The 12,827-nt window shown below is 49.7% G+C and carries 10 protein-coding genes; 3 read left to right on the forward strand and 7 right to left on the reverse strand.

Annotation, left to right across the window (positions count from 1 at the left end; genetic code table 11):
- Positions 1-21: 21 nt before the first annotated feature.
- The 3 genes from ectA to KCG43_RS06455 all read right to left on the reverse strand — a co-directional run bounded on the left by ectA (position 22) and on the right by KCG43_RS06455 (position 2,987).
- On the reverse strand, positions 22-558 hold the full coding sequence (gene ectA, locus KCG43_RS06445) for a diaminobutyrate acetyltransferase (protein WP_192014967.1): 537 nt from the start codon (positions 556-558) through the stop codon (positions 22-24).
- A gap of 343 nt (positions 559-901) precedes the next feature.
- Positions 902-1,057: a hypothetical protein gene (locus KCG43_RS06450; protein ID WP_218383937.1), complete on the reverse strand. Its 156-nt coding sequence runs from the start codon at positions 1,055-1,057 to the stop codon at positions 902-904.
- A gap of 103 nt (positions 1,058-1,160) precedes the next feature.
- Entirely contained in the window at positions 1,161-2,987 is a 1,827-nt protein-coding gene (locus tag KCG43_RS06455; RefSeq protein ID WP_218383938.1) for a diguanylate cyclase, read from the reverse strand.
- Positions 2,988-3,242: 255 nt separating this feature from the next.
- On the opposite strand from KCG43_RS06455, the gene KCG43_RS06460 reads away from it, so the two are divergent.
- Positions 3,243-4,091, forward strand: coding sequence for a UDP-2,3-diacylglucosamine diphosphatase (locus tag KCG43_RS06460; protein WP_192014964.1), 849 nt, complete (start codon positions 3,243-3,245; stop codon positions 4,089-4,091).
- Positions 4,092-4,149: 58 nt separating this feature from the next.
- On the opposite strand, the gene KCG43_RS06465 is transcribed toward KCG43_RS06460, so the two are convergent.
- Positions 4,150-7,209, reverse strand: coding sequence for an FAD-binding and (Fe-S)-binding domain-containing protein (locus tag KCG43_RS06465; protein WP_218383939.1), 3,060 nt, complete (start codon positions 7,207-7,209; stop codon positions 4,150-4,152).
- Positions 7,210-7,396: 187 nt separating this feature from the next.
- Entirely contained in the window at positions 7,397-8,911 is a 1,515-nt protein-coding gene (locus tag KCG43_RS06470; protein ID WP_218383940.1) for a phosphatase PAP2 family protein, read from the reverse strand.
- Between the two features lie 183 nt (positions 8,912-9,094).
- On the opposite strand from KCG43_RS06470, the gene KCG43_RS06475 reads away from it, so the two are divergent.
- Positions 9,095-10,753 (forward strand): VRR-NUC domain-containing protein, encoded by a 1,659-nt coding sequence (locus KCG43_RS06475; protein ID WP_218383950.1) that lies wholly within the window; start codon positions 9,095-9,097, stop codon positions 10,751-10,753.
- 176 nt (positions 10,754-10,929) lie between these two features.
- On the forward strand, positions 10,930-11,721 hold the full coding sequence (locus KCG43_RS06480; protein ID WP_218383951.1) for a pirin family protein: 792 nt from the start codon (positions 10,930-10,932) through the stop codon (positions 11,719-11,721).
- Positions 11,722-11,821: 100 nt separating this feature from the next.
- On the opposite strand, the gene KCG43_RS06485 is transcribed toward KCG43_RS06480, so the two are convergent.
- Positions 11,822-12,298, reverse strand: a complete 477-nt coding sequence (locus KCG43_RS06485) for a DUF2947 domain-containing protein (protein WP_218383952.1) — start codon at positions 12,296-12,298, stop codon at positions 11,822-11,824.
- 173 nt (positions 12,299-12,471) lie between these two features.
- Positions 12,472-12,690 carry a hypothetical protein gene (locus KCG43_RS06490; RefSeq protein ID WP_218383953.1) on the reverse strand — a complete coding sequence of 73 codons (219 nt, stop codon included), beginning with the start codon at positions 12,688-12,690 and terminating at the stop codon, positions 12,472-12,474.
- Positions 12,691-12,827 lie beyond the last annotated feature (137 nt).

Consider the following 12,827-nt stretch of genomic DNA (forward strand, 5'->3'; position numbering starts at 1 on the left):
CTTATCCTGTTTTGTCGTGATTTATTGTTTAAGTGGAATGCGATAGAGATATTCCGAGTCGTGTTCACCGTCGAAATGCTTCTCTTCATCGAGGAACAGCGAGACTTCACCTAAGTTACCGTTCGCCTGATCCACCTTCTTAAACAACGCCCAAGAGGCTTTATTGAGGCGGGTGATGGTCGTTTCGATACAGCGAATATCGCTGAGATCATCACGCGCCAGCAGTTGTTGAATCATCTTGAAAGCGAGCCCTTTACCACGCGCCTTCTCGCCGACAGCAACCTGCCATATAAACAGAGTGTTTTCCTTCTCAGGGACTCTGTAAGCCGAGACAAACCCTGCCATCTCACCGTCTGATTCAGCAACAATACATGTGTCTTTGAAGTGAGTGGTCTGCAGGAAATTGCAGTAAGAGGAGTTGGTGTCTAATGGGGGACAAGATTCGATCAGTGAATGCACTCGATTACCATCTGTTCGTTCCGGTTTTCGAAAAACAAACTCTTCCTGAGTCTTAGTCGATGTTTCTGGGTCTATTGCCCATGGTGCCATTGTAATCATTGGTCGCCACATTGTTTAGTGCTCTAATGAATTCAAAAACAATTATAGGGACTCGAATGATAAGATCAACCCCAATATTTATAACAAATCACTGATTATACCCATAAGTTATTGATATACATCCAGTTAATACCAGAAAATGATTACAAAGCTAATAATTACAGAACTAATCATATTGCTGTCATTAAAGCGACATCAAGCCACGATAAGTGAGATCTGCTGACCAGAAATGTTCAATTCAGTGGTGGGAAAAGAAGATAAGGACGTTTCAAGCCGCTGCCGTCAGACTCAGCGACTTGACGTTGAGAAGGAAAAAAATAAAGAATCCGTTAATTACCAGACATTACCTGGCAAGTTCCGTTGCCATAAAAACCGCAATAGCAATGACGGCACAGATCAGCATACCAATATACAGTTTTTTCTGATTTCGCTCGTCCAAAAATCGAGCCATGGCTACCGCCGCTGCAATCAGCAGAATTATCACTCCAAGTTTAAGCATGCCTCCCCCTGTTGATGTCTGTTAATCGCCTGATTGTTATATCAAGGATATGTCCGTCTGTGAAATTCACTGCCAACTCTTCAACTTAGCACCAATTACAGAATCAGGCTGTTGCCGCTTCCGTTTCTGTACCGATTGAACACATTTCTGCGCTGAGCACCTGGTTCTTACCCTGCGATTTCGCCTGATACAGCGCCCTGTCTGCAGACGAGATAGTCGATTCCATTCCCTTGTGTAAAGGAGCAACACCAATGCTGACGGTAATGGCGCAAGATGTGTCTTCATCAATATCAATACGGCTGGCCTCTACTTTTGCACGGAAATCATCCAATGTCTTCAGGGCTGTCTCTGTGTCTGGTGCTTCCATTAACACCGCAAACTCTTCCCCACCGTATCGACACAGGACTGCTTGTGCCGGAAAACTGTATTTCATCAGACTCGCTATGTTCAGAATGACTTCGTCGCCAAGCAAATGACCGTAGGTATCATTGACCGACTTAAAGTCATCTACATCAATCATGGCCAGAAAGTAGCCGGCGGCACTGTCCATCAGTTTCTGATCCATATGCTGACGAAGACTGTTCTTATTTTTCAGCCCCGACATCTGATCTTCACTGCGAATGTGCTGAGTCAATAGTATCTGATTCAATGCGCTGAGCGTGTAGTTGGCAATCATTTTGGCGAAAAATGGGTAAGCCGCACCGGGCTGGCATATATACAGCACACCGATCAGCTGACTTGCCGGGCGCTGGTAATCATTCTGTCTTGCGCTGTTGACTAAAGGCAGCCGTATACAGGGCTCGCTTGGCGCAATAAGGCGGACAATATCATCCTGCTCGGGCTTGCAGAATCGGCCAAGCTGCTGACAGCCAGCAATACGGCAAAGTAAATCTGCCGGCACATTTACCCGTAAGTTGTGATAGGCCTCTTCCAGCACCCCTTCATTGGCATTCATTACGAAAAGATACACTCGGCTACTGCCCATAGTATCGTTTAATAACGCAGACAGTTGCTCGTGCAGTTCATCGAATTCCTGCGCTTCAATTAACTGACCACCCACCTGATGAACGCGAGTATGCAGGTAGCCTGCCAGTAAAATAAAAAATACGACGACCAGAAAAGTGCCGCCCACAGCGCCCACTTTCAAAGCATTGGACGCAATTTCACTGTTGCTGGTGCCGGATAATAACACCCAGTTAAAATTATTGTTGGCATCGTAAACACTGAATTTATATTGATTATCATATTCGTAAGAAGGGATATTACCGTTACCATTGCCAGCCATGATTGTTGTCAGTAATTCGGGGTTTATACTGACAGAGTCTACGCCTAATCGTGCTTTATCGGGGTGAATAACAACTCTTCTCGTCTGCGGCTCAATCGCATAAACATAACCCTTCGTCATCGTTTTCAGATCGGAAAGATCATCGGACATCGCACCGGCATCAAGCTCAATAATGATCCTGACGTTTTTTTTCCCGGGTATCGCCAGTTTTTTCACCAGGGCAACGCACCACTTTTTGGTGCTGTTACTGTGATAAAAGTCAGACAGAAAAAGATCACCGATTTTCTGGCTTTCAGAATACCAGGGCCGGCGCTTTACCCGCTCATCAATCCCCGACAAACGAAATCCGTCTGTCCCGTAATAGTCTGAATCTACTAGTAATCCGACTTCCAGAAATTTATTCTGGTTGTTAACCACATAGTTAGCCGCATCAAGAAATGCCGGGATATTACCTGACCCTTTCAGGATCTCTGATAATAAAAATAACTGATTCGTTACCGCAATGTAATTCAGGTCTAAATACCCTTTCGCCACGTTCAAATTAGCCCGCGCCTGTGAGTATGCACTTTCCCGAATAGAACGATAATCTGAATAGCCTAAATACACCAGTGCTGACACCAGTAGAACAAGCAATGGAAGAACCATTTTAATCAAATACTTAGGCTTAAAGTTCATCTAAAATATCTATTGAATAAAACATCGGTCAAAATCTGAAAGTTGATGATTATATCTTAATCGCCGGATGCCTGTCGCAACCTAATTGACAAATAGCCACTGGTAGTAACACTTTACAACCGTTCCATTGCAATGAAGGAGTCACTGATACGACACCCGAATGTCATATAAAAAAATTAGTCTTATTTCTGACACTGATACCTTGATATAAGGGTTGAATCGACTATGGGAAACCACACCTACCGTACACTCTGGTTATCAGACATACACTTAGGGAACAGGGATTGTAAAGTCGACTATCTGTTGGATTTTTTATCCCGCTATCAGGCCGACACCCTGATACTGGTTGGTGACATCGTTGACCTCTGGTCGCTGAAATCGCGGTTTCACTGGCCGGAAAGCCACACCAAAGCTGTCCGCCTGTTACTGGAGCGAGCGGATCAGGGATGCCGGATCATCTATATTCCGGGCAACCACGACGAAGCCGTCCGCAAGTTTATTCAGTTTAATCTTGGCAATGTTGAACTGGCACACCGCTACATCCACACCAGCGCAAACGGCAACCGCATTCTGGCTCTTCATGGCGATGAATTCGACAGCATGGTTTGCCACAGCAAACTGACCTCCTTACTGGGCGATGCCGGTTACGATTTCCTTCTATTCTTAAATCGCTGGTTAAACAGCTACCGCCGCTTAACCCGGCAACCATACTGGTCTCTGGCCAGTTACCTGAAAAGCAAAGTCGAAAAGGCCAACCTGGCGATTGCCAGATTTCGCCATGCCGCTGTCACTATGGCCAAACACAAAGACGTCGATGCCATTGTCTGCGGCCACATACATCATCCGGAAATTACCGAGCAGGATGGCATCGTATACCTGAATGACGGGGATTGGATTGAAAACTGCACGTTTCTGGCCGAGCACCATGACGGCGTGATCGAACTGATTCAGTGGACGGAACAGGCAAAATGCCTCGACAGCACGGAACGGTTTAAGGTCAACCCTCAGATCACCAGCCTGTTTGACAAAGACACAGAGAAACAAAAAGAGAAGCAGAAAGAAAAAGTGGCCTGAAAAACGGCGGAGGCCTGAGCACTCCGCCGTAACAGTGTTTGTTACAGACAGCCTGCTATCAGGCTGTACTCACCAAACGTAATAACACCTGAACCGGGTGCTTCATCTTAATATGCTCAAAACGCTTTACCTGAGTTCGGCACGAATAACCGGTTGCCATGCAACGGTCGCCATCCAACTGTGCCAGATTCGGCTGCCAGCTGAGATTAAACACCCCTTTGGACGTCTCCAGCTTATCTTTCTCGTGACCAAAAGTGCCCGCCATGCCGCAACAGCCGACAGATACAGCTTTCATGCTGGCACCGAAGTGACGGAAAATGACCGCCCACTCTTTCTCAGCGTTTGGCATCTTGGTTTTCTCGGTACAGTGGGCGAATAAATACCACTCACTGTCAGTACGGGGCGCCAACGAGGTTATTTCACTCAGCAATGGCGTCAGCCATTCATGGGCTGTCATTACTTTGAAATCACCGCGCTTATCACCCAGCATTTCATTGTATTCATCGCGATAACAGAGCACCAAAGCCGGGTCGACACCAACCATAGGCATACCCAGCTCATCAAGCTGATTGAGGAAGTCGGCGGTGTTTTTCGCTGTTTTGGCAAACTGACGCAGGAAACCTTTGACATGCTGCGCCTTGCCGTTGGGCTTAAACGGCACCAGCATAGGTTTCTTACCGAGCTTTTCAATCAGATGGACAAAGTCGCGCACCACTTCCGCATCGTAGTAGCTGGTGAACGGGTCCTGCACAATCAGCACATACTGCTGCCGCTCTTCTTGAGACAAAGCCTGCAGCCACTGCAGATCAAACCGGGTTGCATGGCTGCCCGCCAGTCCCTGCATCAGCGTCGGCACCGACAGTTCAGGCATATCCACATAGCCGAGCACTTTCGCCGTCAAAGATTTTGACCAGCCGGGCCGCATTACGGCATTGACCAGTGACGGGGCTTTGGCCATAACCGGCAGATAACTTTCTACATAGCCAACCAGATAGTCTTTGGCGGGACGCTGGTAACGGCTGTAGTACATGTTAATGAAACGCGAGCGGAAACTCGGCACATCCACCTTGATCGGGCACTGACTGGCACAGGCTTTACACGCCAGACAGCCGTTCATGGCTTCCATCACTTCGTGCGAATAATCGTACGCTTTACGCTGAGATCCGAAGGTATTGCGGAAGCGATCGATGATTTGCTTCACCGTCGGCGACTTTTCCATCAGATCCTGTTCCAGCCGGACCGGGTCCACACCCTGATCGGCCAGTAAACGCAGCCATTCGCGAACTAGTCCGGCCCGCCCTTTCGGCGAATGACGGCGATCGGCACTGACTTTCATCGACGGGCACATGGGTGAGCTGGTGTCGTAGTTAAAACACAAGCCGTTGCCGTTACATTCCATCGCCTGCTTGAAGCTGTCTCTGACTTTCACCGGGATCTGGCGGTCAAAATAACCACGCTTTAAGCCATCCACTTTCACCAGTTCAGCATCGCTGTCTAGTGGGGTGCAGATCTTGCCCGGGTTCAGCCTGTTGTGTGGATCAAAAGCTGCTTTTATACGGCGCAGTTCGGTAAACAGCTCTTCACCGAAAAACTCAGGTCCGTATTCCGAACGGTAGCCTTTACCGTGCTCACCCCACATCAGACCGCCGTATTTGGCGACCAGCGCCACCACCTGATCGGAGATTTCCTTCATCATTTTTTCTTGCGCCGGATCGCACATGTCCAGCGCCGGACGCACATGCAGTACACCGGCATCGACATGACCGAACATGCCGTAATGCAGCTGTTTCTCATCCAGTAACTGGCGGAACTCAACAATGAAGTCAGCCAGATTTTCCGGTGGGACACAGGTATCTTCGGCAAAGGGAATCGGTTTCTGCCAGCCTTTGGCAGCCCCTAACAGACCCACGGCTTTTTTGCGCATGTTGTAGATCTTGTTGATGCTGTCCAGGTCGTCACAGACCTGAAAACCAATAATCCCCTGCTGACCAATTAAACTGTCCAGGCGCTCACCCAGTTGCTGTACCTGGCGCTTGACCAAATCAACATCATTACCGGCAAATTCAACAATATTGATGCCCTGCATGTCCTTACCCGGCACATCGGTGATCAAATCGCTGACGGTGTGCCAGACAATATCCTGCCGGGCCAGATTGAGGACTTTTGAATCCACGGTTTCGACGGACAGTGCCTGGGCTTCCACCATCACAGGCGCATTACGCAGCGCCGCATCAAAGCTGTCGTACTTAATATTTACCAGTGCCCGGGCTTTAGGGATGGGGGTAATATTGAGTTTGGCTTCGGCAATAAAGGCCAGCGAACCCTCGGCGCCACACAGCAGACGCGCCGGGTCGAAATGAGTCAGCGCGTCGTTGAACACATTTTTCAGATCATAACCGGTCAGAAAACGGTTAAGCGGCGGGAATTTATCCAGAATTTGCTGACGTTTTTCACGGCACACTTTCGCCGCCACACTGATGGCGTCAGCGACCTGGTCTTTTTGCTGCGCGATCCGGGCCAGCCCGTCTTGCGTCAAAGGTTCGGTATCCAGCACTGAGCCATCCACCAGTACCGCTTTCAGTGCCAGTACGTGATCTGAGGTTTTACCGTACTGCAGCGATCCCTGACCGGACGCATCCGTATTGACCATGCCGCCAATGGTCGCCCGGTTACTGGTGGACAAATCGGGGGAGAAAAAGAAACCATGAGGACGAAGCGCGTCATTGAGCTGGTCTTTGATCACCCCGGTCTGCACTCTGACCCAGCCTTCCTGCGGATTGATCTCAAGAATCTGGTTCATGTGGCGTGAAAGGTCGACGACGATACCCGGTGTCAGCGACTGACCGTTAGTCCCGGTGCCGCCTCCGCGTGGAGAAAAACTGACCTGCTGAAAAGCGGGCTGCTGGCCCACTTTTCCGACCAGCACCAAATCATCCACAGATTTAGGAAAGACGACAGCCTGAGGTAATTGCTGATAAATACTATTATCGGTTGCGACAGCCAGACGGCTGGCATAGGTACGTTCAACATCGCCAGAAAATCCTGCGTTTTCCAGCGCATCCAGATACGACAGTACGATGTCATCGATACTGTTCTCAAACGTCAGTGCGGGTAACATTGCTCTCCTTGTCCAGTTTTAGGCTATCCTGCTTTCACTGGCTCCATATTAATCCAGACAATTATGCCTGTTTGATATAATCGTTTGCGCTCACTTTACCGCACTCAAGTCATGAAACAAAGTGCCAGACACAGCTTACTGACAGGTTTCTGTTTGCTTTATCCGTAAGCTTGCCGGGACAGCGTCTTTAAGCCGTTTCCGGCTCAGCCAATAACTTCAGCATCACTGACGAACCCGCCACCAGCCAGACCGCCAGCAAAAATGCGCCGGCTGCACGCAGCCCCAGAATAATAAGGCTGACAGTACAGGCATTGACCATCACAGCAGAGAAGTAAGCGAACGCGCCAGACCCTGCCAACAGCACCAAAGCCACCGCAATATGCCGGTGCACAGACAGTGTCAGGCTTCTTTTAGGTAACACATCCAGACTGAGAAACACCCCCAGTGAGATGGCAAACAGATAGGTGTGCGCCGGCTGCAAGGTTAAGCCGGCCGCCACACCGGTAAGGACAGTAATCCCCAGCCACACCGACTTTCCCCGTATGGCGGTCGGGGTGATCAGCCGGGAGAACAGGATCAGCAGCAGAATGCCGATGACTATTGCCGCTACCGTATCGGAAATAAAGTGCACGCCAAACCAAACACGGGCCAGCGCCTGACCCAGGATCAGAGCGCTAACCACCAACAAGCCCGCCCCGGCGCGGAACCGTGATTTTCCTGCGCACAGTTTCAACCAGAACATTCCCCAGATAACAGTGGCTAACAGGGTATGCCCGCTCGGAAAACTGAACCCGTAGGCATTGCCGTTTTGCAGTGCCGGCACCAGATAAAACGGACGCGGCAGATTGAAAACTTGTTTCAGGCAGGTTGAGACCAGGATGGTAATCACGGTGGCGGCAAGCAACTGCAACATTGCAGTAGGTCCGAATAAGGAAGCAATAACAGCAATTAGCAAGAACACAAACCAGTATTCGCCGGAAAGATTCAGCAGCCACATCAGGCTGTCCAGCACAGATTTTGCGACATCCGGCAGGGCGTTACCCCAGTCCTTAAAGGCCTTGATCACAATCAGTTCAGCCTGATGAAATGCGCTTGCCCGGTCACTGATATCGGTATAAAAAACCACCTCGCTCTCTGGCGTTTCCATCATCCACTGATATAAGTAGGCAGTATCTTCGGGGTAGCGATATTCAGCGGATGCTAAAGACAGCGGTGACATCAGGTATACAGCTTTCACTTCCCGGCTGAAGTCCACCGCTTGCCAGGCTGCAATCTGCTGGCGCTGGTCGCTTTCCTCTTGTTCAGCAACCAGAATCGGTTGTGTCGTTACGCAAGCAAATATCGCCGCTCTGCCCCTGAACTGCAAAAGCTTTATCACGTCGACATCTAATCCGGTTTCTTCCAGCGCCTCTCTTCTGGCCGCCTCACTGGCAGTATCCTGACTGTCAATATAGCCGCCCGGAATGGATAACTTCTGAGTAATGACCTCAGACACCATGACCATCTGCTTACCATGCCGGATAACACAGGCTGCCCCAACAAGACTGGCAGGCTGTTCGTCATGCGGTTCAACGGAAACAACGCGCTGGTTGTTCACTTCTTCGGCATGCACATTCCACGAAAGAACAGCAAACAGAGAAGCGAACACGGTAAAAGCGAGCATGATAAAAGCAGACGGAAAAAGGGCACGCTGTCTGATCACTGAAAACCTTTCATTTTTAAACTATTACCTGTGGCAAGTTTATCAATACGGAGTATATGCGACCATTAAAATGCCATAAATGATCATGTTATGTTAATTTCATTTTATTGTTTCTGGTATCAGAGCTTTACCGCAACGTGAGAAATTCCCACAATACAGCGCATCCAATAAGCCGTTAAGACAATGATGACTCAAAATACGCCAACAGTGCTGGCGCCGGATTATTACCGCCACAACTTTGATTTCCTGCTGCGCAGTGTCCGGCAGCAATATCATGATCTATTGAGCCATAGCGAGCACTGGTGGCTGAATACTTACTCCCGGCTTACGCCCGATGCCAAACAGTTGTACATCCGAATGTTGTCCCGCAAGGGCAGATACTTTCGCGTCAGCAAACTCAGCTACCCTGAAATCCGGCATACAGAAAACGCCATTGAGGAGCTTCTGAGCAACAAATTTCTTACCTGCAATGAAGCAAACTGGCCGGTGGATGAGATCTTGGATTTATTCACCAAACCAGAACTGCTTAAGATCTATAGAGAGAAACACTCCCCTGATGCGCGCACAAATGACCAAGCGTTAAAGCAGGCCAGAAAAGCGGATCTCACCGCAGCCATACTCGCCACGTCACCGGCCATATCGGCATTCAACGAACCCATCATACATGTTGAACATCAGGCGCACCTGACAATCTTCTTACTGTTGTTTTTCGGCAACCAGTATCAGGATTTAAGCCAGTTTGTGCTGACTGATTTAGGCCTGCATATCTTTGAAAATTATCAGGTCGACCCGACAACCCGCCTGTTTCAGCAGCGACAGCACATACTGGAATGGCTGTCCCTTGAAGCCTTAGCGGCCGAATACGAACAGCTTTCACTCAGCAAAAGGGCCCAGGCAACGAGGCAATTTGCCGGTCGCCTGCCCGGCCCCTGCACATGGCCGCCGCTGGAACGGCGACGGCAACGATTGTTCAACCGGGTTGCCCGGGATCTTGAGCGCCTGGGCGAATATGATCTGGCGTTGTTTCTGTTTAATCACAGTGCGCTACCGCCCAGCCGCGAACGCCGGGTGCGGATACTGGAAAAACTGCAGCGCCACTCAACCGCTTTGGCCATCTGCCGGCAGATGTTGTCAGCGCCCTTTAATGAAGAAGAAGCCGAAGTCGGACAACGCCTGGCGCATAAACTCAGCCGTACACTAAACCTGCCGGTAACACAGGCGATCAAAGACACTTTTACGCTGGAGACACTCACACTGCCTGCCAGTGGAGAACGTGTCGAGTTAGCCGTTGCTAACCATTACCGGCAAGCGGGATGGCGTGTTCACTACACCGAAAATGCCCTGATATGCGGGTTATTTGGCCTGGCATTCTGGGACATTATTTTTGCCTCTGTTTCCGGGGCCTTTCTTAACCCCTTCCAGCGGGCGCCCCGCGATATGTACCACAGTGAATTTTCAGAGCGCCGGCGTGACATGCTCACAGCCCGCCTCAATGCTATCCGCACAGAAAGCTGGAACCACTGGCTGGCTGTTTATCAGCAAAAACAAGGAATCACTAACGACTGGGTAAACTGGGCTATTCTGACGCCAGCGCTGGTTGAGGAGACGGTATCTTGCTTAAACGGCGAGCAACTGTATGCCATGCTGTCACGCCTGTTGTTCGATCCACGCCATAATCGCAGCGGCCAGCCTGACTTGGTAATGTTCAAAAGCGGGCATATTCAGTGGGTCGAAGTGAAAGGGCCGGGTGATACCCTGCAGGCCAATCAGAAGCGCTGGCTGCGGCTGTTTCAGCAACTGGGACTGGATGCCAGAGTGAACCATGTTGTCTGGCAAATGTGAACTGAATCAAGGATGGTAAAAATGACGTCAATTTTTAGAAAACAAAAGGGTTCAAATAGTCGTTTACTGAGAGTATAAGCTAAGCTCTAATCACAAGAAGTACAGAAAAGTGGGTGGCGATCATGCAAGCGACGAGAACAATCAATAAAGTCCGCTACGGTCGGAAATCCGGGCCCATGACTGCTTACATTTACCGCGATAATCTTGCTGAACTTAACCCTTTCGTGCTCTGGGATCATTTTGACGCCAATGGCATCAAGCAGGAAACCGGGCTCGACTATCACGGCCATTCCGGCATTGAAGCGTTCAGTTACCCGGTAACGGGCACCCTGCATCATATCGATTCCTGCGGCTGCACTGTGACAATGCAAACAGGCGATCTTCAAATCATGACATCCGGCAACGGTGTCGTTCACAAAGATACCATGCAGCCTCTCGGCGGCCGTGCTGAATCCTTCGCACTCTGGACTGCCTTACCAGCCGGGGAGCAGGAAATGGCCGATGCCTCCAGCCAGTATGCTTGCACCCAGAATCTGCCACTGGTAGAAGAAACGGATGCAACAACCAAGGTGCTGATCGGCCAGTACAAAGAGGCCATCAGCCCCATAGCGTCCAGCATACCTGTGACTTACCTGGATATTATGATTTCGCCTTACGGTGGCTGGTACTGGGAGCCGGATGAAAAGTTGGTCGCCGGTTTTGTCTATCTGCGCTCAGGATCGGTATACATAGGGGCAAACCAGCTTTATCCGCAGCAAATGGGAATCCTGAAACCGTCCGCTTTACCCATACATATCAAAACCAGCCAGAAAGGAGCCCGCTTATTTCTGGTGTTAGGCCAGCCGCTCAAACAACCTTTGCTCAGCTCCGGGGCTTCGGTGCATTCCAACCAGGAAAATATGCATCTGGCCTGTGACAAGATCGCCAAACTGATGGGCGGTAAAGTCGGCTCTGAAATCAGTTCCTGAGCAGGCCGAAAGTGTTTACTGCCTGCTCCGCTGATACAGCCCGCCCCTTCTTCGATTATGTGTGACTCATCGTCAGGTGTTGCTAACTGTGCGTTGTTATTTAAGCGCTTCTGTGACCTATCTTGCAGGTGCCGTTTGAATGGAACCACACTGCCTGGGTTTTCTTTCTGGCGATCAGTAAGGGGCCATCATCAAAAAACAGGAAGTTTTTCCAGTTACGCTTAAACACCCCCCAGCTTGTCTCAATCAGGTTATATTTTTCATAACAAAAATAGACGGGGGTGTTGTCTTCCCAATCAAGGAAGTCTGCTAATACCTCAGGTAATGCCGGTTCATCGTCATCCCACGCTGCCTGCCACTCGACAGTCTCTGTCCAGTTTTTATCCTCGCCGACCCAGTCACCCTTGCCGAAGTGATCCGAGTCCGGGCTCTGGCTGCTGATATGCTCGCGCCATAATGTGGCCGATCTGGCCTGGGACAAAGGCTTAATCTGTACCAGATCCTCAGCCGGAACTGGCATAGAAGCATGAGTGAAAATCCATTTACGGGAATAAGTGTTAATGTCGATGTAATGCATTATCTGATTCAGAATAAAGTGAGACCGGGAAATGTACCGCAGATAAGGCTTTGATGCCAGAACCAGGCTATCAATGAGAAATATTATAGGTAGTTACCTCCGGGTCGATCCCGGAGCCGACAAGGGTCAGATCCCAGCAGGCCTGACCCGGTCACGTCACTCATTCATTCCGGTTACTTGGCGTTCCAGAAATTACTGACCCAGCCACCCGCCTGATCATCATAATGATTACCACTGAACAAGTGCGTCTCTTCGCTATGAGGATCCGCCGACCTGGATTCCAGTAACTGGTGGATATGGTTTGCCATTGGATCACTGCTGCCTTCAAGCTGCTTTCTTATCGCGACCTCCTTTATTATTTGCAGCCGATAGACACCATTTGCCTTTTTCATCCTGTCCTCCTGCTCATGGGTTGAACCTTAATAATGCTCACTTTTTACAAGCTATGTACCTCAAGGGCCCATAAAACATAGGTTCCCATCCTAAAAGCGTCAAATTTCCGACACCAGGATGTCACATTGCTTTGCTA

Origin of the sequence: Photobacterium sp. WH24, assembly GCF_019204055.1 — a bacterium.
Classification (GTDB): Bacteria; Pseudomonadota; Gammaproteobacteria; order Enterobacterales; family Vibrionaceae; genus Photobacterium; species Photobacterium arenosum.